At 63.1% G+C, this 21,120-nt stretch carries 24 protein-coding genes; 15 read left to right on the plus strand and 9 right to left on the minus strand.

The annotated features are described in order from the left end of the window. Nucleotides 1-22 precede the first annotated feature (22 nt). The 3 genes from J5J83_RS22870 to xseA form a co-directional block, all read right to left on the minus strand. Nucleotides 23-772 carry a pseudouridine synthase gene (locus J5J83_RS22870; RefSeq protein WP_349251939.1) on the minus strand — a complete coding sequence of 250 codons (750 nt, stop codon included), beginning with the start codon at nucleotides 770-772 and terminating at the stop codon, nucleotides 23-25. 160 nt (nucleotides 773-932) lie between these two features. Beyond that, on the minus strand, nucleotides 933-1,517 hold the full coding sequence (locus tag J5J83_RS00435) for a Fe-Mn family superoxide dismutase (RefSeq protein ID WP_212343926.1): 585 nt from the start codon (nucleotides 1,515-1,517) through the stop codon (nucleotides 933-935). A gap of 167 nt (nucleotides 1,518-1,684) precedes the next feature. Further along, nucleotides 1,685-2,944: an exodeoxyribonuclease VII large subunit gene (gene xseA / locus J5J83_RS00440; protein WP_349251847.1), complete on the minus strand. Its 1,260-nt coding sequence runs from the start codon at nucleotides 2,942-2,944 to the stop codon at nucleotides 1,685-1,687. A gap of 400 nt (nucleotides 2,945-3,344) precedes the next feature. On the opposite strand from xseA, the gene J5J83_RS00445 reads away from it, so the two are divergent. The 8 genes from J5J83_RS00445 to ggt all read left to right on the plus strand — a co-directional run bounded on the left by J5J83_RS00445 (nucleotide 3,345) and on the right by ggt (nucleotide 10,217). Further along, nucleotides 3,345-3,953 carry a MotA/TolQ/ExbB proton channel family protein gene (locus J5J83_RS00445; protein ID WP_212343930.1) on the plus strand — a complete coding sequence of 203 codons (609 nt, stop codon included), beginning with the start codon at nucleotides 3,345-3,347 and terminating at the stop codon, nucleotides 3,951-3,953. 10 nt (nucleotides 3,954-3,963) lie between these two features. Then, nucleotides 3,964-4,386: a biopolymer transporter ExbD gene (locus J5J83_RS00450; protein ID WP_212343932.1), complete on the plus strand. Its 423-nt coding sequence runs from the start codon at nucleotides 3,964-3,966 to the stop codon at nucleotides 4,384-4,386. A gap of 10 nt (nucleotides 4,387-4,396) precedes the next feature. Further along, the gene (gene lpxK, locus J5J83_RS00455) at nucleotides 4,397-5,410 is read left to right on the plus strand and encodes a tetraacyldisaccharide 4'-kinase (RefSeq protein WP_212343934.1); all 1,014 of its coding nucleotides are present in this window, start codon (nucleotides 4,397-4,399) and stop codon (nucleotides 5,408-5,410) included. Beyond that, on the plus strand, nucleotides 5,391-5,579 hold the full coding sequence (locus J5J83_RS00460) for a Trm112 family protein (protein ID WP_212343936.1): 189 nt from the start codon (nucleotides 5,391-5,393) through the stop codon (nucleotides 5,577-5,579). Before lpxK ends, J5J83_RS00460 begins: the two co-directional genes overlap by 20 nt. Nucleotides 5,580-5,587: 8 nt before the next feature. Continuing rightward, nucleotides 5,588-6,355 (plus strand): 3-deoxy-manno-octulosonate cytidylyltransferase, encoded by a 768-nt coding sequence (gene kdsB, locus J5J83_RS00465; protein ID WP_212343938.1) that lies wholly within the window; start codon nucleotides 5,588-5,590, stop codon nucleotides 6,353-6,355. Between the two features lie 107 nt (nucleotides 6,356-6,462). Further along, nucleotides 6,463-7,116, plus strand: a complete 654-nt coding sequence (adk, locus tag J5J83_RS00470; RefSeq protein WP_212343940.1) for an adenylate kinase — start codon at nucleotides 6,463-6,465, stop codon at nucleotides 7,114-7,116. A 93-nt stretch (nucleotides 7,117-7,209) separates the two neighbouring features. Next, entirely contained in the window at nucleotides 7,210-8,448 is a 1,239-nt protein-coding gene (locus J5J83_RS00475; protein ID WP_249115568.1) for a 6-phosphofructokinase, read from the plus strand. A 170-nt stretch (nucleotides 8,449-8,618) separates the two neighbouring features. Continuing rightward, a complete protein-coding gene (ggt, locus tag J5J83_RS00480; protein WP_249115569.1) occupies nucleotides 8,619-10,217 on the plus strand; it encodes a gamma-glutamyltransferase in 1,599 nt (532 codons plus the stop codon). Here the strand turns inward: ggt and J5J83_RS00485 are convergent, their stop codons facing one another. Together J5J83_RS00485 and murJ are read right to left on the minus strand one after the other, a co-directional pair. Then, the gene (locus J5J83_RS00485; RefSeq protein WP_212343946.1) at nucleotides 10,218-10,847 is read right to left on the minus strand and encodes a YbhB/YbcL family Raf kinase inhibitor-like protein; all 630 of its coding nucleotides are present in this window, start codon (nucleotides 10,845-10,847) and stop codon (nucleotides 10,218-10,220) included. It lies immediately after the preceding gene. A gap of 85 nt (nucleotides 10,848-10,932) precedes the next feature. After that, nucleotides 10,933-12,468, minus strand: coding sequence for a murein biosynthesis integral membrane protein MurJ (murJ, locus tag J5J83_RS00490; protein ID WP_212343948.1), 1,536 nt, complete (start codon nucleotides 12,466-12,468; stop codon nucleotides 10,933-10,935). A gap of 150 nt (nucleotides 12,469-12,618) precedes the next feature. Between murJ and rpsT the strand changes: the two genes are divergently transcribed. Continuing rightward, nucleotides 12,619-12,885 (plus strand): 30S ribosomal protein S20, encoded by a 267-nt coding sequence (gene rpsT / locus J5J83_RS00495; protein WP_212343950.1) that lies wholly within the window; start codon nucleotides 12,619-12,621, stop codon nucleotides 12,883-12,885. A gap of 169 nt (nucleotides 12,886-13,054) precedes the next feature. On the opposite strand, the gene J5J83_RS00500 is transcribed toward rpsT, so the two are convergent. Next, nucleotides 13,055-13,345, minus strand: a complete 291-nt coding sequence (locus tag J5J83_RS00500) for a DUF3579 domain-containing protein (protein ID WP_212343952.1) — start codon at nucleotides 13,343-13,345, stop codon at nucleotides 13,055-13,057. A 233-nt stretch (nucleotides 13,346-13,578) separates the two neighbouring features. On the opposite strand from J5J83_RS00500, the gene J5J83_RS00505 reads away from it, so the two are divergent. From J5J83_RS00505 to J5J83_RS00530, 6 genes are all read left to right on the plus strand, one after another. After that, nucleotides 13,579-14,751: an aspartate aminotransferase family protein gene (locus J5J83_RS00505; RefSeq protein WP_212343954.1), complete on the plus strand. Its 1,173-nt coding sequence runs from the start codon at nucleotides 13,579-13,581 to the stop codon at nucleotides 14,749-14,751. An 18-nt stretch (nucleotides 14,752-14,769) separates the two neighbouring features. Continuing rightward, nucleotides 14,770-15,705: an ornithine carbamoyltransferase gene (gene argF, locus J5J83_RS00510; RefSeq protein ID WP_212343956.1), complete on the plus strand. Its 936-nt coding sequence runs from the start codon at nucleotides 14,770-14,772 to the stop codon at nucleotides 15,703-15,705. Nucleotides 15,706-15,773: 68 nt separating this feature from the next. Beyond that, the gene (locus J5J83_RS00515) at nucleotides 15,774-17,003 is read left to right on the plus strand and encodes an argininosuccinate synthase (RefSeq protein WP_212343958.1); all 1,230 of its coding nucleotides are present in this window, start codon (nucleotides 15,774-15,776) and stop codon (nucleotides 17,001-17,003) included. A 39-nt stretch (nucleotides 17,004-17,042) separates the two neighbouring features. Then, nucleotides 17,043-17,273: a DUF2788 domain-containing protein gene (locus J5J83_RS00520; protein WP_212343961.1), complete on the plus strand. Its 231-nt coding sequence runs from the start codon at nucleotides 17,043-17,045 to the stop codon at nucleotides 17,271-17,273. 14 nt (nucleotides 17,274-17,287) lie between these two features. Further along, nucleotides 17,288-17,611: a pyrimidine/purine nucleoside phosphorylase gene (locus tag J5J83_RS00525; RefSeq protein ID WP_212343962.1), complete on the plus strand. Its 324-nt coding sequence runs from the start codon at nucleotides 17,288-17,290 to the stop codon at nucleotides 17,609-17,611. Between the two features lie 20 nt (nucleotides 17,612-17,631). Further along, nucleotides 17,632-18,117, plus strand: a complete 486-nt coding sequence (locus tag J5J83_RS00530; RefSeq protein WP_212343963.1) for a YajQ family cyclic di-GMP-binding protein — start codon at nucleotides 17,632-17,634, stop codon at nucleotides 18,115-18,117. Nucleotides 18,118-18,224: 107 nt separating this feature from the next. Here the strand turns inward: J5J83_RS00530 and J5J83_RS00535 are convergent, their stop codons facing one another. The 3 genes from J5J83_RS00535 to J5J83_RS00545 form a co-directional block, all read right to left on the minus strand. Continuing rightward, nucleotides 18,225-19,274 (minus strand): 2Fe-2S iron-sulfur cluster-binding protein, encoded by a 1,050-nt coding sequence (locus J5J83_RS00535; protein ID WP_212343971.1) that lies wholly within the window; start codon nucleotides 19,272-19,274, stop codon nucleotides 18,225-18,227. 185 nt (nucleotides 19,275-19,459) lie between these two features. Then, nucleotides 19,460-20,485, minus strand: a complete 1,026-nt coding sequence (locus J5J83_RS00540) for a diiron oxygenase (protein ID WP_212343972.1) — start codon at nucleotides 20,483-20,485, stop codon at nucleotides 19,460-19,462. A 208-nt stretch (nucleotides 20,486-20,693) separates the two neighbouring features. Continuing rightward, entirely contained in the window at nucleotides 20,694-21,119 is a 426-nt protein-coding gene (locus J5J83_RS00545) for a type IV pilin protein (protein ID WP_212343974.1), read from the minus strand. Between the last annotated feature and the right edge of the window lies 1 nt (nucleotide 21,120).

The following is a 21,120-nucleotide window of genomic DNA, read 5'->3' on the forward strand; positions in this document are numbered from 1 at the left end:
GACGGATCGGACCGCCATTCTGCTATGAATCCCGCGCAGCTGAAAGCGCAGCCAGCGGAAGCTGCCAGCCGAGCGCATCGGTGACGGCACGGAAATCCACCGCCGGCGCACAGTCGATTCGTACCGGTGCGCCACTGATCGGATGTGCAAATCGCAGTTGAGTGCAGGCCAGCAGCAGTCGCTGGCTGCCGAACAGCGTCTGGAACAGGCGGTTGTGGCGCCCCTTGCCGAATGTGGCGTCACCGATGATCGGGTGAGAGATGTGTTTCAGGTGGCGGCGGAGCTGGTGCCTGCGGCCAGTTTCCGGCTGCAGTTCGAGCAGCGCGTAGCGGCTGCTCGGGTAACGGTCGACGCAGAAGGGCAACTCGGTGGTGGCGAGGCAACGGAAATGCGTCACCGCGGGCTGCGGCAGCGTGTCCGCCCGCGCCGATCGCCGCTCCGCCGGGTCGAAGCGTCGCACCAGCGGGTGATCTATGGTACCGGTCGCCGCCGGATGCCCGCGCACGATGGCGATGTAGCGCTTGTCGACCTGCTGGTGCTCGAACAGTGCGCCAGCGCGCGCAGCGGTATCGCGATCGAGCGCGAACAGCAGGATGCCAGAGGTGCCCTTGTCGATGCGATGCGCCGGGTGGACATGGCGTCCGATCTGGTCGCGCAGGATCTGCACCGCGAACCGCTCTTCCGCGGCGTCGAGTCCCGTGCGGTGCACGAGCAGCCCGGAGGGCTTGTGAATCGCAATCAGATGCTCGTCCCGGTACAGGACGTCGAGCACGGGGGCAGGGGCGGGTGCAGGTGCAGGAAGGATGGTTGCCCGATGGTCCGGCATGAAGATCCTTGGCGGTGTTGCGTGTGCGTGCCGGAAAACAAAAGCGACCCCGGAGGCCGGCGTCGCTTTGGCTGAAGCACGCCCGAAACGGGCGTCGGGGCGGGAATCAGGCGAAGTTTTTCGCCGCGAATTCCCAGTTGGCCAGCTTGTCGAGGAAGGTGGCCACGAAGTCCGGACGACGGTTGCGGTAGTCGATGTAGTAGGCATGTTCCCACACGTCGATACAGAGCAGTGCCTTGTCGCCCGTGGTCAGCGGGGTGCCGGCAGCACCCATGTTGACGATGTCGACGGTGCCGTCGGCCTTCTTCACCAGCCAGGTCCAGCCGGAACCGAAGTTGCCGACCGCCGAGGCGGTAAAGGCCTTCTTGAAGTCGTCGAAGGCACCCCACTTGGCCTTGATGGCGTCAGCCAGTGCTCCGGCCGGCTCGCCGCCGCCATTCGGCTTCATGCTGTTCCAGAAGAAGGTGTGGTTCCAGATCTGGGCAGCATTGTTGTAGATGCCGCCGGCCGGTGCCTTCTTGACGATGGCCTCGAGATCGAGATTTTCGAACTCGTTGCCCTTGATCAGGTTGTTCAGGTTGGTGACGTAGGCCTGATGATGCTTGCCATGGTGAAATTCCAGCGTTTCGGCCGAGATGTGCGGAGCAAGGGCATCTTTGGCGTAGGGCAGAGCGGGCAGGGTATGTTCCATTGAATTCTCCAGTCAGTATTTTGCGAAGCGTCAATGAGGCTTGTCGCTGAATCAAAGCCTGACCATTCTAGTCGGGATTGACCCGCAGTGACAATGCCGAGGGGCCGATGATAAGCCGAAGTGCCGGTCACGCAAACGGGAAAGCAGGCTTGCGTCTTGAAGACTGCTCAGTCGCGGGCTGTGACGACTGCGGTCAGCCGTCCGTGCGCCAATTGCACATGCACGGCGTCGCCATCGCCGACCGCGTTCGACGTGCGCAGGATGGCACCCGAGTCATTGCGTGTGATGCTGTAACCGCGTGCCAGTACGGCTTCGGGGGCGAGATGCTTCAGATGTGCGGCGATCGCCTCGAGCGCGTGCCGGCGTGCCTCCAGGTGCGTGCTCATCGCGCGCTGCAGGCGCACCGCAAACTGATCGACGGCCTGCTGCGCACGCGCAGGGCGCGGTCGTTGCGCGCGCAGTCTGGTGCCGATCTGCGCCTGGCGCGCGCCGAGCACGGCCAGGTGGTTGTGCATCGCCCTGCCCATGTCGTGCCTGAGACGGGTGACCGATTCAGCCGCACGGCGCAGCCGTTCCCGTGGGTGAACCAGGCGAAAGGCACAGCGGTCCAGGCGTTGCGCAGCGGTTTCGAGCCGCCGCTGCATGCTGCGCGTGAGCTGACGCTCGAATTGTCCGCATTGGGCCAGCGCGGCGTGAAAACCGGCGCTGGCCTGCTCTGCTGCCGCGGTCGGCGTGGCCGCGCGCAGATCGGCGGCAAAATCCGCGATGGTGAAGTCGGTTTCGTGGCCGACGCCGCTGACGACCGGTACCGGACAGGCGCGGATTGCGCGTGCCAGCGCCTCGTCGTTGAAGGCCCATAGGTCTTCGATGCTGCCGCCGCCGCGCACCAGGAGAATGAGGTCGATGCCGTCTGCGGCAGCGCGCCGGCCGGCCTCCTGGATGACTGCGGTCAAGCGCGCACCTGCGTCGACACCCTGCACCGGCGCGGGATAGAGGATCAGCGGAAGATGAGGGCAACGTCGCCGCAATGTAGCGATGACATCGCGCAGGGCAGCCGCCTGGGGCGAGGTGACGATGCCGACGGCGCGCGGAAAGGGTGGCAACGGCCGGCGCTGTGCCGGGTCGAACAGGCCTTCGGCGGCAAGCTTTTCCCGCAGGCGATTGAAGGCTTCGAACAGGTTGCCGATGCCCGCGGGGCGCAGGGTCTCGATATTGAGCTGGTAGTCGCCGCGGGCTTCATAGAGGGTGACCAGCGCGCGCGCCTCGACCTTCATGCCGTTTTCCGGCCGGAACGCCAACAGTTGAGCGCGATTGCGCCACATGGCGCAGCGCACCTGCGCGTTGGCGTCTTTCAGGGTGAAGTAGAGGTGTCCCGAACTGGCCCGTGTCACATTCGACACCTCGCCGCCCACCCACAGTAGCGGCATTGCCGATTCCAGCGTCTGTCTCGCAAAACGGTTTAGCTCAGAGACGGAAAGTATTGTTGCAGTTAGGGTTTCGGCGGGCATTCGCGAGCTGGAATCATCGGGTTTTCGGGGGGCGATTGTAACGCAATCCACAGCGGCGGGATGCTGTCAAGCGTCGAAGCGCAAGTCCTTGATATAGCTCAGAGGAGATTTTAAGTGCATGATTTATAACGATAATAATGTTGCACAAATTTTCATCGGAGTAAGGATTTCCGCGCCGTTAGCGGGATTGAGCGCGGGATTCAGAAACGTTCCACAAACTTATCCACAGCTTCTGTGGATTGCTCGTTTCGCAAGCCGGCTTGCCCTGCATGGGCGGCAAGGCTAGAGTGCCGCTTTTGACGAATCGAGGTCGATACGCGTGTTCGCGATCATTCAGGCTGCCGGTTGGCCGATGTGGCCCTTGTTGTTTGCTTCGGTGCTGGCTGTTGCGCTGATCATCGAACGCTCGGTGAGTCTGCGCCGGTCGCGGGTGGTGCCGTCGGGATTGCTCGAGAATGTCATTGCCGACCTGCATCAGCATGGCAGCAGTGCCGAGATGGTGAGCCGGGTGGCCGCACATTCGCCGCTCGGGCGCGTGCTGGCTGCCGGTTTGCGCAATGTCTCGAGCACACGCGTCATCATGAAGGAGTCCATCGAGGAGACCGGGCGTGCGGTCGTGCATGATCTCGAGCGCTTCCTGACGACACTGGGCACGATTGCTGCGATCAGTCCGCTGCTCGGGCTGTTCGGCACCATTGTCGGCATGATCGACATCTTCGCTTCGCAAGGCGTCAATGGCGCCAATCCCGCGCAACTGGCCAAGGGTATTTCAATTGCGCTGTACACCACCGGCCTGGGCCTGATCATCGCCATCCCCTCGACCATTTTCTGGCGCCATTTTCGTCGCCTGATCGACGATTTCGTGGTCGATATGGAGCAGCAGGCGATCAAGCTGGTCGAAGTGGCGCACGGCGAACGCCGCGGTTGAGCGTGCAAGCATGAATTTCCGACGTACCGTCCGCAACCAGGAACCGGAGATCAATCTCATCCCGCTGATCGACGTGGTGCTGGTGATCATCATCTTCCTGATGCTGACCACCACGTTCACCAAGACCAGCGGACTCGAGATCAACCTGCCGACGGCCGAATCGGTCGGCGGCGAGGCAGTGAGCAACGAGATCGTAGTGGCGGTGACCGCCGGTGGAGACGTGATCGTCGATCGGACGCCGGTGGCGGATAAGGGCATCGACGCAATCGCCGCCGCGCTGGGCAAGGCGATGCCGCCCGGACAAAAGGAACCGGTGGTCGTGATCAATGCCGATGCCAAGGCAGCGCACCAGAGCGTGATCGATGTGATGCAGGCCGCGCAGCGTGCCGGCCTGGGGCACATCACCTTTGCAACCCAGACGCCGGCGCGCTGAGACGGCGCCAGTGGGAGCAAGGGCGCCGGCATTCTGGCGGACGCGTTCGGCGCCCGCACTGCTGCTGTGGCCGCTTTCCTGCGTGTTCGGCGTGCTGGCGTCGATCAGACGCCGGCTCTATCGTACGGGCCTGCTGCAGGCCATCGGGTTGCCATTGCCGGTCATTGTGGTCGGCAATATCGCCGTCGGTGGTAGCGGCAAGACGCCGACGGTCGATTGGCTGGTGAGACAGTTGCGTGCTGCAGGATGGACGCCGGGCATTGTGTCTCGCGGCTACGGTGGCAGCCTGGAAGACGTGGCGCTGGTCGCGGCCGACAGCGATCCTGCCATATGTGGCGACGAGCCGGTGCTGCTGGCCCGGCTGACAGGGTGCCCGGTGGCGGTGGGGCGCGACCGCCCGGCTGCCGCCCGCGCGTTGATCGAAGCGCATGGCGCTTGCGATGTCATCATTGCCGACGACGGCATGCAGCATTACCGGCTGGGTCGCGATATCGAGATCGCAGTGGTCGACGAGGCCACGCTGGGCAATCGCCTGCTGTTGCCCGCTGGCCCGTTGCGCGAACCGTTGCAGCGGCTGTCGGAGGTCGATCTGGTGGTATCCCATGGCGCCCTTTCTGCCGCAGTGCTGGCGGCGATCGGTGCGGTGCCGCGTGCGGCGATGGTGCTCGAAGGGCGGGAACTGCGCGCGCTTCGGCCGCCTTTCGAGCGTCGGCCCGCATCGGCTTTTGCAGGGCAACGGGTGCATGCGGTGGCCGGCATCGGCCGACCCGAGCGTTTTTTTGCGCAATTGCGGGCCATGGGATTGGACGTCGTGCCGCACCCGTTTCCCGACCATCACGCCTTTACCGCAGCGGACCTCGATTTCGCGCCGGGCGAAGCAAAGCTGATGACGAGCAAGGATGCGGTAAAATGCGCAGCTTTCGCGCCTGACAACACTTGGGAGTTTCCAGTGCAGGCCTCAATCGGTTCGGATGCCGCCGAGCGCATCCTGGAGAAGCTGAACAATGGACGCCAGACTGCTTGAAATTCTTGTGTGCCCGATCTGCAAGGGGCCGCTCGACTACCTGAAGGATCAACAGGTACTGGTGTGCAAGGCGGATCGCCTGGCCTACCCGATCCGGGACGGTATCCCGGTCATGCTCGAGGACGAAGCCCGGGCAATGAGCGCCGAAGAAGTCGACGCGCTGCGTTGAGCACGCCGATGAAGACGCCGTTTCGGATCGTCGTGCCGGCGCGCTTTGCGTCAACCCGTCTGCCTGGCAAGCCGCTGGCCGATATCTGCGGCAAACCGATGGTCGTGCGCGTGTTGGAACGTGCCGCGGCCACGGGTGCCAGCGAGGTGTGGGTCGCGACCGATCACGACCAGGTGCGCGAAGCGGTCGTTGCGGCGGGCGGCCGGGTGGTGATGACGCGGGACGACCACCCCAGTGGTACCGATCGCCTTGCCGAAGTCGCCACCAGCCTGGGCTGGGCGGATGACGACATCGTGGTCAACGTGCAGGGGGACGAGCCGCTGATCGATCCCGCACTGATCGCGGCAGTGGCAGACGCACTGGCGGGCGATGCGGAGGCGATGATCGCGACCGCAGCGCACCCCATCCACGCGCTGGCCGAGGTGTTCAACCCGAACGTGGTGAAGGTGGTGTGCGATGTGCGCGAGCGCGCGATGTACTTTTCACGCGCACCGATCCCGTGGGCGCGCGATGCCTGGGCCGACGGTCGCGACCACCTGCCGGCCGATCTGCCGATGTTGCGCCATGTGGGCCTCTACGCCTATCGCGTGGGCTTTCTCAAGCGCTATGCCTCGCTCGCGCCGGCGCCGGTGGAGCACTGGGAGGCGCTGGAGCAACTGCGTGCGCTCTGGCACGGTTACCCGATCCGGGTGCTGCGGCTCGATGCCGCGCCGCCGGCGGGAGTCGATACGCCCGAGGATCTCGAACGCGTGCGGGCGGTGTTCGCGTCGGCTTGATGCGTTGGTATTGACGTTTGACCGGTCGGAACTTGTCGGTTAAGTTTCGGCCTTGAATCCATATAACGATGTTGCCGGACGGCGACCGCATTTTTTGGGGAGGGTGTATGCGACTGATTCTTCTGGGACCACCGGGTGCAGGCAAGGGAACTCAAGCCAACTTCATCAAGGAGAAGTTCGGCATTCCGCAGATTTCCACCGGCGACATGCTGCGTGCCGCGGTCAAGGCGGGTACGCCCCTCGGGATCGAGGCCAAGAAGGTGATGGATGCCGGCGGCCTGGTGTCGGACGACATCATCATCGGCCTGGTGAAAGACCGTCTGCAGCAGGATGATTGCAAGTCGGGCTACATGTTCGACGGTTTTCCGCGCACGATTCCGCAGGCCGACGCGATGAAGGATGCCGACGTGCCGATCGATTTCGTGCTCGAGATCGACGTGCCCGACAGCGAGATCGTCGAGCGCATGAGCGGTCGCCGTGCCCACCTGCCGTCAGGCCGTACCTACCACGTCAAGTACAACCCGCCCAAGGTCGAAGGCAAGGACGACGTGACCGGCGAGGACCTGGTGCAACGTGACGACGACAAGGAAGAGACCGTCAAGAAGCGTCTCGATGTCTATCATGCCCAGACCAAACCGCTGGTCGAGTACTACAGTGCCTGGGCAGCCTCGGGTGCCGCCAATGCACCCAAAGTACGCAAGATTCTCGGCCTGGGTGCGGTCGAGGAGATCACCGCCCGTGCCTTCGACGCACTGAAGTAAGCGTCTCCGGGGTCAGCCTGACGCGGTCGGTGCCGTTCTGCGGTGCCGGCCGCGTTCGTTTTCATCTTTCCAATTCTGCCGGAACCGATGTTCATGAATCTGCTCTATGCCCAGTCAGGTGGCGTGACCGCCGTCATCAACGCCAGTGCGGCGGGGGTGATCGATGCTGCACGCGCGCACCCGGACCGCATCGGCAAGGTGTTGGCGGCGCGTCACGGCATTCTCGGACTCCTGGCCGAGGACTTGTACGATACGGCGGACATCGATACTGCGGCGCTGTCCCGTACGCCCGGTGGTGCGTTCGGTTCCTGTCGCTTCGACCTGCCGTCCGAGGAGACGCAACCGGCGCTGTATGAACGCATCTTCAGCGTGCTGGAGGCACACCGCATCGGTGCGCTGTTGTACAACGGCGGCAACGGCTCGATGGACCTCATTGGTCGGCTTTCGGCAGCCGCGCGCAGGCGCGGTTATCCGTTGGTCTGTGTCGGGGTGCCGAAAACGGTGGACAACGATATCGAAGGTGCGGACTGCTGCCCGGGTTTCGGTTCCGCTGCCAAGTATCTTGCCACAGCCATGCGTGAAGCCGGGCGCGACGTGGCCGCGATGACCGGGCGCAAGGGCCGCGTGTTCGTGATGGAAGTCATGGGGCGCAACGTCGGCTGGCTCGCGGCCGCGACCGCGCTGGCAGCGCGCACGCCGGATGAGGCACCGCATATCGTGCTGTTTCCGGAAGTGGTGTTCGATGAAGCGGCTTTTCTCGCGCGTGTCCAGGCCGTCGTCGGACGCCTTGGTTATTGCGCGGTCACGGTGGCCGAGGGCTTGCGCACCGCCGATGGGGCGCCATTAATGAAGCAGGACCGTGACGCGAAGGGCTACGTCCAGCTTGGCGGTGCGGGAGAAGCGATTGCGCACCTGGTGCACGATCGGCTCGGCTACAAGCAGCACTACGCGTTGCCGGATTATCTGCAACGTGCGGCCGGGCACTGGGTGTCGGCGACGGATCATGCGCAGGCGGTGGCCGTGGGGCATGCCGCGGTCGCTTTTGCGCTGTCGGGACAGGACGGCGTCACCGCCGCCATCCGTCGCCTGGCGGACGCCCCTTATGCTTGGGACGTCGTTGCGGTGGATGCGGCTTCGGTCGCCAATCTCGAGCGCCGCCTGCCCGCGGAGTTCATTGCCGCCGACGGCATGGGGCTCACCGAACTCGGGCGCAACTACCTGACGCCGTTCATCCAGGGTGAGCTCAGCACGCCCTGTGTCGATGGCCTGCCGGCGCACTATGTGATCAATCAGCCCTTGCTCGAAAAGCGGTTGCCGCCGTACGCTGCGTGAAAGCCGGCCTTGGTGCCGCTGGAGGACTGACGATGTCTCTCAGGTTATTGGTCTGCGCCGCCGTCTCAATCGTCTTGACGGTTTCCCTTCCACTTCATGCCCAAACGCCGGCGCAGCCTGAGGCTGCGACCGGCTTCGCAATCCGCCCCGCAGCGAGCGCGGAACACGCCATGGTGGTCACGGCGAATCCGCATGCGACCGACGTTGCACTGGCCGTCCTGCGTGGTGGTGGATCAGCCGCAGACGCTGCCATCGCCGCGGCCCTGGTGCTGAATGTGGTCGAGCCTCAATCGTCGGGGCTGGGCGGCGGCGGCTTTCTGCTGCACTACTCTGCCGCCGATGGCCGCATGAGTGCGTGGGACGGGCGCGAGACCGCGCCGGCGGACGTCGATGCATCTCTGTTCCTGGATGCGTCCGGCAAGCCCTTGGGCTTCCATGACGCCGCCGTGGGCGGGCGCGCGGTTGGCGTGCCGGGGCTGGCGAAGCTGCTTGGCGAGGTGCATCGGCACCACGGGCGCCTGCCGTGGGCGCGCCTGTTCGCGCCAGCCATCGCACTGGCGGAAGAGGGCTTTCCAGTGTCGCCCAGGCTGCATGCCCTGATCGGCGGCGATCGATTTCTGGCCAAGGATGCACAGGCGCGGGCGCTCTTCTACGATGCGGGCGGCGCACCGCTGGCGGTCGGGGCGCGCTTGCGCAATCCCCGGCTGGCGGAGGTGTTGCGCGTGCTGGCGCGCGACGGCGCGGATGCGTTCTATCGCGGCGACATCGCGGCGGCGATCGTCGATGTGGTCAATTCGGGTCCCAATCCCGGCACGCTGTCGCTGGCCGACTTTGCCGCGTACCGCGTGATCCGGCGCGACGCGCTGTGCGGTCCTTATCGCGGCTGGCGCGTGTGCGGCATGCCGCCGCCAAGTTCCGGTGGGGCAACGGTGCTGTCCATGCTGGGGCTGTTGTCGAGATTTCCGTTGGCGGGGATCGATCCCGACAGCGCATTTTCCCGCCACCTGTTTGCCGAAGCCGGGCGCCTGGCGTTTGCCGACCGCGATGCCTGGTATGGCGACCCGCGCGCGATGCCCTTGTCGCCCGCGCAGCTACTCGATGCCGCCTACATCGGCGCCCGCGCGCAGCAGATTGCGCTCGATTCGAGTCTGCGCCGCGCGCAGGCCGGGCAGCCCGGGAAGGTGCAGCGCGCGGTGCCGGCAGTGCATCCCGAGCGCGCATCGACTTCGCATGTATCCATCGTCGATGCGGCGGGAAACGCGGTGTCGATGACGATTTCGATCGAGGATGCCTTTGGCAGCCGGCGCATGGTGCGCGGCATGCTGCTCAACAATCAGCTGACCGATTTCTCCTTCGTGCCCCGGGATGTCCGAGGCCTGCATCCGAACCGTGTCGAGCCCGGCAAGCGTCCGCGCAGTTCGATGGCGCCGACGCTGCTGTTCGCGCCCGACGGGCGTCTGCACGCGGTGCTGGGCTCGCCAGGGGGTAGTGCGATCATCAATTTCGTGACCGAGGCGGTGATCGGCCTGGTCGACTGGCACATTGCGCCCGATGCGCTGCTGGCCCGCCCCCATGTCGGCAGTCGCAACGGCCCGACCGAAGTGGAGAATACCGCGGAAGGGCGCGCGCTGGCCTCGCGGCTGGCGTTGTTCGGACAGGAGACGGTGGTGCGCGACCTGACCAGCGGCATTGGCCTCGTCGTGCGTGCTCCGCAGGGCTGGTTCGGCGCGGCCGACCCCCGTCGCGAGGGTGTGGCCGCTGGCCTCTGATCAGTCGCCCACGTCGGGGTTCAGGGTGTAGGTTCCGGTCACGCAGGCTTGCGCCAGCACATGGCCGGCGATGGCCTTTTGCACCTCCGGGCCACCGAAGCGGCCTTCGACCGGGCAGCGTTCGACATTGAGTGCATACAGCGTGAAAATATAGCGGTGCAGCAACTCGTCGTTCCACGGCGGGCAGGGGCCATCATAACCGTGATAGTCGCCACGCATCGACTCATCGCCGGCAAACCAGTCGGTGTAATTATTGACGCCCTGACGGGTGCCGAGCGCCGCGGCCGGGCCGGGTTTGCCTCCAGGGGTCACGCCGTTGGAAAAGCTGCCGGCCACGATCTCCCGGGTGTCGGCCGGAATATCGACGAGTACCCAATGGAAGAAGTCGACCCGCGGCAGGCTTGTGGGCACGCTACGGCCTTCCTGGTTGACGTCCTCTCCACTGCTCGGGACGTCGGGGTCGTGGCAGATGAGTGCGAAGGAACGGGTACCGTCGGGCACGTCAAACCACGCCAGATGCGGGTTGCGGTTGGGGGCGAGTTCCACATGGCCTTCGTCCGCCGGGATGCAGAACGCAAATTCGCCATCGATGCGGGCGCCATCCACGACGTCTTGACTGATGAGCTTCATGTCGGCCTTCCTTGCGGTGAGGATCGTCCTGAATATTCTAGCGGCTGATGGCGTATGCCGACACCGAATTCACGTGCGGTCGGCCTCAGGCCGCGCGACGGCGGAAATCTCGGGGGCGGAAGCCGAGCGCGAACAGGGTCGCGAAGTATGCAATCGCCGCGACTATGACGATCGCCGCGAGCCAGCCGACCCGCGCCAGCCCGCTGCGTGCAAACCAGACTGCATCGGTGCCCGTGCCAAGCCAGAGTACCGCCGCCATGACGGCGAGAGCCGCCGCCAGCTTGAGCCAGAACGCGGTCCACCCGGGCTGCGGCAGATAGACGCCACGCTTGCGCAGGCCGTGATAGAGAAGTCCGGCGTTCAGGCAGGCGGCCAGGGCGATGGAGAGCGCCAGGCCGGCGTGCGCCAGCGGCACGATGAAGGCCAGGTTCATCAGTTGCGTGGCGAGCAGCGTGAGCAACGCGATCTTCACCGGTGTGCGGATGTCCTGACGGGCGTAGAAGCCCGGCGCCAGGACCTTGACCAGGATCATGCCGGTCAGGCCGATACTGTAGGCCAGCAGCGCGTCGCGCGTGTGCATGACATCGCCGACGGCAAAAGCTCCATAGTGAAACAGCGTGCTGATCAGCGGTACGGCAAGCATGGCCAGTCCGAGTGCCGCAGGAAGCGTCAGCATCAGGGTGAGCCGCAGGCCCCAGTCGAGTAGCGACGAAAATGCCTCCGGGTTGGCGTCGGCGTGCAGCTTGGAGAGGCTCGGCAACAGGATGGTACCGAGTGCGACGCCGAGCATGCCGGACGGAAACTCCATCAGGCGGTCGGCATAGTAGAGCCAGGACACACTGCCACTGGGCAGAAAAGAGGCGAAGATGGTGTTGATCAGCAGCGAGATCTGGCTCACCGAGACGCCCAGAATGGCAGGCGCCATCAGCTTGAGAATGCGCCGCACACCGGGGTCCGAATAGTCGAAGCGAAAGCGTGGCAGCATGCCGATGCGCGCAAGAGGCCGGATCTGCATGCCGAGCTGGAGGATGCCGCCCAGAAACACCGCCCACGCCAGCGCCAATACCGGGGGGTCGAAATAGGGTGCTGCAAACAGTGCCATGCCAATGAAGGACAGGTTGAGCAGTACCGGGGTGAAGGCGGGTACGGCGAAGCGGCTCCAGGTGTTCAGGATGCCGCCGGCCAGTGCGACCAGGGACATGAACAGGATGTAGGGAAAGGTGATGCGGGTGAGCTCGACGGTGAGTGCGAACTTGTCCGCATCGGCCGCGAAGCCTGGGGCCGAGATCTGGATGATCAACGGCGCGCCAAGAACACCCAGTAGCGCCACCGCCGCGACGGCCAGGCCGAGCAGGGTGGCCACCCGGTCGACCAGGTGGTGCGTCGCATCGTCCCCTTTGCGGTTCTTGTATTCTGCGAGGATTGGAACGAAGGCCTGGGAGAAGGCGCCTTCCGCGAACATACGCCGCAGCAGGTTGGGCAGGCGAAAGGCGACAAAGAACGCGTCGGTCGCGAGGCCGGCGCCAAAAGCGCGGGCGATGACGAAATCGCGGACGAATCCAAGTATCCGCGACATGAGTGTCATGCCGCTGACGGTGGCGAGGGCGCGCAGGAGATTCATCTTGGGTGTTGCACAACGGGTAAAGGCGGCATGATAGCGGGCTGCCGTCCGGTACGCGCCATATTTCTTCGCTGCCTGCTTGCACCGGTCGGGGTTAACAGTTAAAATCGCCGGCTTCTTAGAACCACGAATTTCACGGGAATCAAATCTATGGCCAACTCGGCACAAGCTCGCAAGCGCGCACGTCAGGCGACCAAGGCCCGCGCCCATAACGCTAGCCTGCGTTCGCGTCTGCGTACTGCGATCAAGGCCGTGCGCAAGGCTGTTGTGGGTGGTGACAAGACTGCCGCTCAGTCTGTCTTCCGCACTTCGATGAGCACCATCGACAGCATCGCTGACAAGAAGATCATCCACAAGAACAAGGCTGCTCGTCACAAGAGCCGTCTGTCTGCTGCCGTCAAGGCCATGGCAGCCTGATCTTCCGGTATCGATGCGGCTCGCAGCCGCAATCAGAAACGGCGACTTCATGGTCGCCGTTTTTATTTGTGCGTGGGGTGTGTCCGGATTGTCTGTGGGTGGGGCTTGCTGAAGTGCACGGTGCACAGGCGCCTGTTCGTGCCAGGCGATGTGCTATCGCGCGCTGCGATCAGAGTTGATCGTCGCTGATCGGCTCCATCGTCAGTTCATTGTCGTTGGCGAAGTTGACCATGAACTTGTAGGCGAGCGGTTCGATGTCGTAAAGACGGGCGTCGACCATGACGGTCTTCTGGCCCTTGAGGGTGCAACCGGGGCGCACGTAGGGGGAGTACATCATGCGATGGTCGGCGCCGAAAGCCGACATGATGCCGCATAGGCGGTCCGCCCAGTCGCTTGGGCGGAATGTTTTTCCTTCCCTTGTGACCCCGATAATGACGAAGCTTTCGATCTTCTGATTCATGTGTCATGCCATGTCGGCTACGGGGAATGGTGCAGGGCAGGGATTGCCGGCCGCTGCGATAAACCGGGGCGGATTCTAGCAGAATTCATCGGCGTTGACCGTGCTGCAGCAATTGCCCGCTTCTGGCGCCATCTGTACATTTGCCCCTGTTTTGGCTTAATATCGGGGATCTTTCCTGCACGGCGGCGTTGGCCGCCGTGCGCGTTTTTGGTCCATCCTGATCGGGGTTTTCCATGTCCCATGTCATGAACACCTACGCCAGATTGCCGGTGGCATTCACGCACGGCGATGGGGTGTGGCTCCACGACGAATCGGGCAAGCGCTATCTGGATGCGCTCTCCGGTATTGCGGTATCGACGCTCGGACACAACCATCCACGTCTTGTTCGCGCCATTTCACTGCAGGCGTCCCGCGTATTGCATACCTCCAACCTGTACGGTATTCCCCTGCAGGATCGACTGGCCGACCGACTGGCGGAAGTCTCGGGCATGGACGAGGTCTTCTTCTGCAACTCCGGTTGCGAGGCCAATGAAGCCGCGATCAAGCTCGCCCGCATGTATGGTCATCAGAAGGGCGTCGAGGTGCCGACCATCGTGGTGATGGAAAATGCGTTTCATGGTCGTACGATGGCGACACTGTCGGCGACCGGCAATCGCAAGACGCAGGCGGGGTTCGAACCGCTGGTGTCCGGCTTTGTGCGGGTTCCGTACAAGGATATCGATGCACTGCGCAACGTGGCCGCCCATAACCATGGCGTGGTTGCAGTGATGCTGGAAATGATCCAGGGCGAGGGTGGCATCAATATCGCCGATGACGATTTTCAGCGAGAGGTGCGCGCCCTGTGCGACGAGATGGGCTGGCTGATGATCTGTGACGAGGTCCAGTGCGGGCTGGGTCGCACCGGCGCATGGTTCGGCTGGCAGCATGCGAATGTGCGCCCGGACGTCATGACTCTGGCCAAGGGTCTGGGCTCGGGGGTGCCGATCGGCGCATGCCTGACCGCAGGTCAGGCTGCCGGTCTGTTCAAGCCGGGCAATCACGGCTCCACTTTCGGTGGCAATCCGCTTGCGTGTGCTGCAGGCCTGGAAACGCTGGATACGATTGCCGACGACGATCTGATGGCGAATGCCGTCGCGGTCGGTGACGCGATCCGCAGCGGACTGGCCGAGGCCCTCGCCGGCGTGAAAGGCGTGGTCGATATTCGCGGTCGCGGACTGATGATCGGCATCGAGCTCGATCGCCCCTGTGGTGCGCTGGTCACACGTGGTCTCGATGCGGGGCTGCTCATCAACGTAACCGCCGAGCGCGTGGTGCGGTTGCTGCCCCCGCTGATCTTCAGTCGCGACGACGCCGCCGCGCTGGTCGACGCGCTGGCTCCGCTGATCATAGATTTCCTGTCGCAGTGACGGCAAAGGCAGACGCCCATGACATCACCCCGGCATTATCTCCAGTTCAACGATCTCAGCGCTGACGAGTACGCCTATCTGTTCAAGCGTACCAAGTGGATCAAGGAGAAATTCAAGAACTACGAGCCCTATCACCCGCTCTTCGATCGCACGCTGGTAATGATCTTCGAGAAGGCCAGCACGCGTACGCGGCTGTCTTTCGAAGCCGGCATGCAACAGCTCGGGGGCTCCGCGATCTATCTCAATACCCGCGACTCTCAACTCGGGCGCGGCGAACCGGTCGAGGATGCGGCACAGGTCATCTCGCGCATGAGCGATGTCGTGATGATCCGCACCTTCGAACAGGGCATCATCGAACGCTTCGCCGCCAACTCGCGCGTGCCGCTGATCAACGGGCTGACCAACGAGTATCACCCGTGCCAGATCCTCGCCGATATCTACACCTACATCGAGCATCGAGGCAGCATCAAGGGCAAAACCGTGGCCTGGGTGGGCGACTCCAACAACATGTGCAATACCTGGCTGCAGGCCGCCGAGGTCCTCGACTTCAATGTGCATGTGTCCACGCCGCCGGGCTATGAAGTAGAGCCCGAGCGTGCCGGCCTCTACGGCACCGATCATTTCGAGCAGTTCGCCGATCCGCTCGAGGCCTGCAAGGGCGCACATCTGGTGACGACGGACGTGTGGACCTCGATGGGCTTCGAAGCCGAAAACGAGGCGCGCATGAAGGCGTTTGCCGACTGGTGCGTCGATGCCGAGATGATGTCGGTGGCCGCACCCGATGCGGTGTTCATGCATTGCCTGCCTGCCCACAGGGGCGAGGAGGTGACCGCCGAGGTCATCGACGGTCCGCAGTCGGTGGTGTGGGACGAAGCCGAAAATCGCCTGCACGTGCAGAAGGCGCTGATGGAATTTCTCGTGCTCGGTCGCGTCGGGGACGAGAAGGCAAACTGATAACGCGAATTGGCTGCTAACCGCCGTATGCCCACGAGGCCCCGCGGCAACAAAGACTGGACAAGAACATGAGCGATGTGAAGAAAGCGGTGCTCGCCTATTCCGGCGGGTTGGACACTTCGGTAATCCTGAAGTGGTTGCAGGACACCTACCAGTGCGAAGTGGTGACCTTCACCGCAGACCTCGGGCAGGGCGAGGAACTCGAGCCGGCACGTCAGAAGGCGCTGAAGTTCGGCATCAAGCCCGAAAACATCTTCATCGACGATCTGCGTGAAGAGTTCGTGCGCGACTTCGTGTTTCCGATGTTCCGCTGCAATACGGTGTACGAGGGCGAGTACCTGCTGGGTACGTCGATCGCTCGTCCGCTGATTGCCAAGCGCCAGATCGAAATCGCGCGTGCCACTGGTGCCGATGCGGTCTCGCACGGTGCTACCGGCAAGGGCAATGACCAGGTGCGCTTCGAGCTCGGCTATTACGCGCTGATGCCGGGCGTGAAGGTGATCGCGCCGTGGCGCGAGTGGGATCTGCTGTCGCGCGAAAAGCTGCTTGCCTACGCGGAAAAGGCAGGCATTCCCATCGAGATGAAGCACAAGCAGGGCGGTTCGCCCTATTCGATGGATGCCAACCTGCTGCACATCTCCTTCGAAGGCCGTCACCTCGAGAACCCGGCTGCCGAGGCCGAAGAGGACATGTGGCGGTGGACGGTGTCGCCCGAGGCTGCGCCGGATGCGGCCGAATATGTCGATCTGGAATTCGAGAAGGGTGATGTCGTCGCGATCAACGGCACCCGCCTGAAGGCGCACGAAGTGCTGGCCAAGCTCAACGAGCTCGGCGGCAAGCATGGCGTCGGCCGGCTCGATCTGGTGGAGAACCGTTATGTCGGCATGAAGAGCCGTGGCTGTTACGAGACCCCGGGTGGGACCATCCTGCTCAAGGCGCACCGCGCCATCGAATCGATCACGCTCGACCGCGAAGTTGCCCACCTCAAGGACGACCTCATGCCGCGCTACGCCAGCATCATCTACAACGGCTACTGGTGGAGCCCCGAGCGCCTGGCCTTGCAGGCGCTGATCGACAGCACCCAGCAGACCGTCAATGGCTGGGTCAGGGTCAAGCTCTACAAGGGCAACGTGATCGTGACCGGGCGCGATTCGAAGACCGATTCGCTGTTTGATCCGACGATTGCAACCTTCGAGGACGACCAGGGCGCGTACAACCAGAAGGATGCACAGGGCTTCATCCGCCTTAATTCGCTGCGCATGCGGATTGCGGCCAATGCCAAGGCAAAGCGCGGCTGATCACTCGCGCACCTGGCGGAATATTGTGGAACACCGGTGATGGAAAACGATGTACTGATTTTTGGCCTGACGATTGCCGAGTTCGAGAAGATCTCGCTGACCGTCTGTTTTTCCGCGCTGATCCTGTACATGTTGTTCATCATCGGCAGTCTTGCGCGTGAGTCGAAGGCCGGCAAGTACGGAACGGCGTGGATGTTCCTCGCGCTGGGACTGGGGTTCGTAGGCTTTGTGGCCAAGGCATTGATCCAGAAGTTCATGGGTATCGAATAAGGAAGGCAGTTTTCATGAGCATTACCGAGAAGCTCGACGGCGTCGCCGTCACCACCAAGGCCAATGTCTATTTCGACGGCAAATGCATCAGCCACGGCGTGCGCTTTGCCGATGGCACGGGCAAGTCCGTCGGCGTCATCCTGCCTGCGTCGCTGACGTTCAATACCGGCGCGCCCGAGATCATGGAAGGGGTCAGCGGCAGCTGCCGCGTTCGCCTGAAAGGCGAAACAGAGTGGAAGACCTACGCTGCAGGTGAGTCGTTCAACGTGCCGGGCAACGCTAGCTTCGACATCGAAGTCAGCGGCGAGCCTTATCACTACATCTGCCATTTCGGCTGATCGCGCGCCTGGGGAACGTCATGCCTTCGTTTGACATCATGTCCGAAGTCGACCTCGTCGCATTGAAGAACGCGGTCGAGGTGGCCAATCGCAAGATCACCAATCGCTATGATTTCAAGGGGACGGATGCGCGTGTCGAGCAGAGCGACAAGTTGCTGACGCTCCACGGCGACAGCGACTTCCAGCTCAGCCAGATGAAAGACATCCTGTTGCCCGAAATGACCGCAAAAAAGGTCGATGTCCGCTGCCTCGAGTATGGCGACCTGCAGAAGGTGTCCGGCAACAAGGTCAAGCAGGAGGTCAAGGTCAAGGTGGGCGTGGAGCAGGAAATGGCGAAGAAGATCGTCAAACTGCTCAAGGACAACAAGCTCAAGGTACAGGCGGCCATCCAGGGCGAGGAGGTGCGCGTCTCGGGTGCCAAGCGCGATGTACTGCAGGAGGCGATTGCACTGGTGAAGAAGACGATCACCGACTTTCCGCTGCAGTTCGGCAACTTTCGCGACTGAATCTCGATGCACCCTGCTGGTGCCGGCGGTAGATCAAGGTCGGCAAGTGGATCTGGCAACACAAGCCGGGAACGAAGCCCTCGCAACGCGCGAGGGCTTCGTTCATTTCAGGGGCTGACCAGGTGGCTGGCGGGTGCCGTTTCCGGCTGCGCCTGGCCAAAGTAGCCCTCGGTATGGATCATCTCGTCGCGCGCACCCAGTGCCTTCGCCGCGCTGACGCAGGCCGCGACGAAATCCGGGTTGCCGGCGACGAATACGCTGTGCTGGGACAGGTCCTTGAACACCTGCGGCAGCACATCGGGGAGGCGCCCGCTCAGGCGACCGTCGCGTTTCTCACGTGTCAGAGACGGCTTGTAGGTGAAGTTGCGGTGCTTGGTTTCCCAGTAACGCATCAGGCCGGTATCGTAAAGGTCGGCCTCGGTGCGGGCCGAGAACATCAGGGTGACCGGTTTGCGATAGCCGCGGCGCAGGGCGGCCTCGGCAAGCGCGAGAATGGGCGCGAGGCCCGAACCCGACGCCATGCACAGTACCGGGGAATCGACTGCAGGGTCACCGATGAAGGTGCCGTAGGGGCCCGACAGCTTGACCACGTCGCCGAGCGTGATCCGGTCGTGTGCCCAGATGCTGGTCTTGCCGTCGTCCACGCGGGTGATCTGGAGCACGATCTCGCCATCGGTGCGCGGGGCGTTCGCAATCGAGTAGCAGCGCATCGGCGCGCCGGCACGCTCGTCGCCGAGGGTGACATATTGGCCCGGCCAGTAACGCATGACCTGGCCGACCGGACGCAGCCTGAGCTCGACGATGCCGGGCGTGCGGGCGATGCGGTCGACGAGCACGAAGCGCTGATCTTCACGCGGCGGAAACAGCTTGGGTTTGGCGTCCTCCGTGCCCCATTCGATCACCAGTTCGGGTGACAGTGGCTTGGCCATGCACATGAGGCCGAAACCCTGCTTGCGCTCTTCCTGTGACAGCGCCATGTCGAGCACCATGCCCTGGTCGAACTGCCCGGACAACACCTTGACCTTGCATTCGCCGCAGGCACCCGCCCGGCAGTTGTTGGGGAGAGCATAGCCGGCGCGTTCAAGCGCAGCCAGCACGGTATCACCGCCCTGGCATTCGACTTCGCGACCGGAGGGGTGGAGTTTGATCTTCTGCATTCGTGTTCTCTCTCAGTGAGGGTAAAGCACGCGCCGTCGGTCAGGCGCTGCGCCGCGCCGCCTTGATCTGCAATACGTCTTTCTTGTGAGGCGGGCCGGCATCAAGGCCGGCCCGCGCATGCAACATGTTGCGCACCGCACATTCGGGGCAGATCGCGATCTGCCCCGAATGGCGCCGGCAGGCGTCAGAACACCGGAATGATATCGTTCATGTCGATGTCGGAGATCTCCTGGCCCGAGATACCAACCTCCGGGATGGCGGGGAAGGGGATCTCATAGCGGTCGAGCACGCCCTTCAGGTTCAGCATGGCGTTCTTCCAGTTGTCCTTCTTCGCCTCGTAGCTCGGTACGCCGAAGCCCGCGCCCCGTGCCACTTCTTCGGCTTCACGTTGATTGTCGATGAAGTCGGTCGGCAGGTCCCAGAATTCCATCGGTGGCTCGAACAGTACAGCAGACAGGAATAGATAGCCGGCGCGGATCTGCTTGGTCACCAGTGCCTTGTCTTCGGGCGGAAGCTTCGGATAATCGCGTTCCATCAGTGCCATGCAGATCGCCATATGGCGCCCTTCGTCACGACCGATGTTGCGGAAGGCCTCCTTGAACACCAGTTCGCGCGAATTGTCGTGCATCTGCTTGAAGATGGTCGCGGCAGCGATCTCGCCCATCAGGAAGGACGAGAACAGCACGGCCAGCGAATACTTCGGCACCGCCTTCTTGTAGCCCGTCCAATAGCGGCCGCCGTTGTAGTACAGCCATTTGGCGTTCTTCTGCAGGCGCTTGCCGAGTTCGGTCTTAGGTTCGTAGGTGATGGGATCCGGATGGCCGAGGAAGCGGGTGATGGCCAGGCCGCACATTTGCTCGTGGTTCTGCTCGTCACGGGTGACGGAGAAGAAGCAGCGGCGCACCGGATCTTCCTCATGCACTTCATAGGTCTTGATGAAGGCTTCCGCGAACACCGGTGGGGCGGAGGCGTCGAATACCGACAGCAGGGTCCACCAGTAGGCAATCGATTCGCGCTCTTCCCAAGTGTAGGACTCCACATCCAGCGTGTCCCAAGGCAGCTTCTTCGGGTCCCAGTTCTCGCGCTGGGCAGCGTCCCACACTTCTTCCATCTTTGCCGTCTGCGCGTTCCACGACAGCGGATAGATGTTCGGTTGTTCGGTCGCCGGCGGAAACTCCATCGTCAGTGCCAGCTTCTCGTTATGTGCCATTCCTGTCTCCTCATCATTATCCGTGGCGCAGCCTGTGCTGCGTGGACGCAAATGTGAGGCAGGCGAAGGTGTCCGCATTTGATCTGGATCAAATGTTTGTTAAATTGATCGACCGGTCGGTCAAGAATGTTGGAAGAAAAACGCCCCGGGCGTTTGCCGGGGCGCTGGATCGATTACCGAGTCGATTTCGACGCTAGGTCAGCCCAAATCATTGCCAGCACTTTGCTGCCGCACCTGTGACGCTGCTTCCTTTCACTCCGGCCTGAGTCAGACTGAGTGTGCCGCAGGCGGTATCACTCGCCTGGCTCCCCTTGGGCACGGCTTCGAGCGAGTAGCTACGTTGGCCCAGACTGTTCGCGACGAACTGGGTCGTGTAAAAATTCGTGAGGTCAGTCCTGCACTGGATATTCGGCAATGCAACCGCCGTCCCACCGCTGTCTTGATCGTAGCGCAGGTTCGTCGTGTAGAAGCGCTCCATGAATTGTGCCAGTTCGCTGAGGCAGGCTTTCGCTTCGGCGCGGCGCGTCTTGAGAATGTGTTGCTGATAGCTTGGGTAAGCCACTGCCGCAAGAATGCCGACAATGGCCACCGTGATCATCAGTTCAATCAGCGTGAAACCCTTCTGATGCTTCATT

It is taken from the genome of Azoarcus sp. L1K30 (assembly GCF_018122735.1).
GTDB lineage: Bacteria > Pseudomonadota > Gammaproteobacteria > Burkholderiales > Rhodocyclaceae > Parazoarcus.

Coding starts and splice junctions, on each gene's coding strand:
- murJ (WP_212343948.1), bottom strand. CDS start 12,468: ATGAATCTCCTGCGCGCCCTCGCCACCGTCAGCGGCATGACACTCATG.
- J5J83_RS00535 (WP_212343971.1), bottom strand. CDS start 19,274: ATGCAGAAGATCAAACTCCACCCCTCCGGTCGCGAAGTCGAATGCCAG.
- J5J83_RS00515 (WP_212343958.1), top strand. CDS start 15,774: ATGAGCGATGTGAAGAAAGCGGTGCTCGCCTATTCCGGCGGGTTGGAC.
- J5J83_RS00485 (WP_212343946.1), bottom strand. CDS start 10,847: ATGAAGCTCATCAGTCAAGACGTCGTGGATGGCGCCCGCATCGATGGC.
- J5J83_RS00545 (WP_212343974.1), bottom strand. CDS start 21,119: ATGAAGCATCAGAAGGGTTTCACGCTGATTGAACTGATGATCACGGTG.
- kdsB (WP_212343938.1), top strand. CDS start 5,588: ATGAAGACGCCGTTTCGGATCGTCGTGCCGGCGCGCTTTGCGTCAACC.
- ggt (WP_249115569.1), top strand. CDS start 8,619: ATGGTGGTCACGGCGAATCCGCATGCGACCGACGTTGCACTGGCCGTC.
- J5J83_RS00540 (WP_212343972.1), bottom strand. CDS start 20,485: ATGGCACATAACGAGAAGCTGGCACTGACGATGGAGTTTCCGCCGGCG.
- argF (WP_212343956.1), top strand. CDS start 14,770: ATGACATCACCCCGGCATTATCTCCAGTTCAACGATCTCAGCGCTGAC.
- J5J83_RS00475 (WP_249115568.1), top strand. CDS start 7,210: ATGAATCTGCTCTATGCCCAGTCAGGTGGCGTGACCGCCGTCATCAAC.
- J5J83_RS00460 (WP_212343936.1), top strand. CDS start 5,391: ATGGACGCCAGACTGCTTGAAATTCTTGTGTGCCCGATCTGCAAGGGG.
- J5J83_RS00530 (WP_212343963.1), top strand. CDS start 17,632: ATGCCTTCGTTTGACATCATGTCCGAAGTCGACCTCGTCGCATTGAAG.
- J5J83_RS00435 (WP_212343926.1), bottom strand. CDS start 1,517: ATGGAACATACCCTGCCCGCTCTGCCCTACGCCAAAGATGCCCTTGCT.
- rpsT (WP_212343950.1), top strand. CDS start 12,619: ATGGCCAACTCGGCACAAGCTCGCAAGCGCGCACGTCAGGCGACCAAG.
- J5J83_RS00505 (WP_212343954.1), top strand. CDS start 13,579: ATGTCCCATGTCATGAACACCTACGCCAGATTGCCGGTGGCATTCACG.
- adk (WP_212343940.1), top strand. CDS start 6,463: ATGCGACTGATTCTTCTGGGACCACCGGGTGCAGGCAAGGGAACTCAA.
- J5J83_RS00500 (WP_212343952.1), bottom strand. CDS start 13,345: ATGAATCAGAAGATCGAAAGCTTCGTCATTATCGGGGTCACAAGGGAA.
- J5J83_RS00520 (WP_212343961.1), top strand. CDS start 17,043: ATGGAAAACGATGTACTGATTTTTGGCCTGACGATTGCCGAGTTCGAG.
- xseA (WP_349251847.1), bottom strand. CDS start 2,944: ATGCCGCTACTGTGGGTGGGCGGCGAGGTGTCGAATGTGACACGGGCC.
- J5J83_RS00450 (WP_212343932.1), top strand. CDS start 3,964: ATGAATTTCCGACGTACCGTCCGCAACCAGGAACCGGAGATCAATCTC.
- J5J83_RS00525 (WP_212343962.1), top strand. CDS start 17,288: ATGAGCATTACCGAGAAGCTCGACGGCGTCGCCGTCACCACCAAGGCC.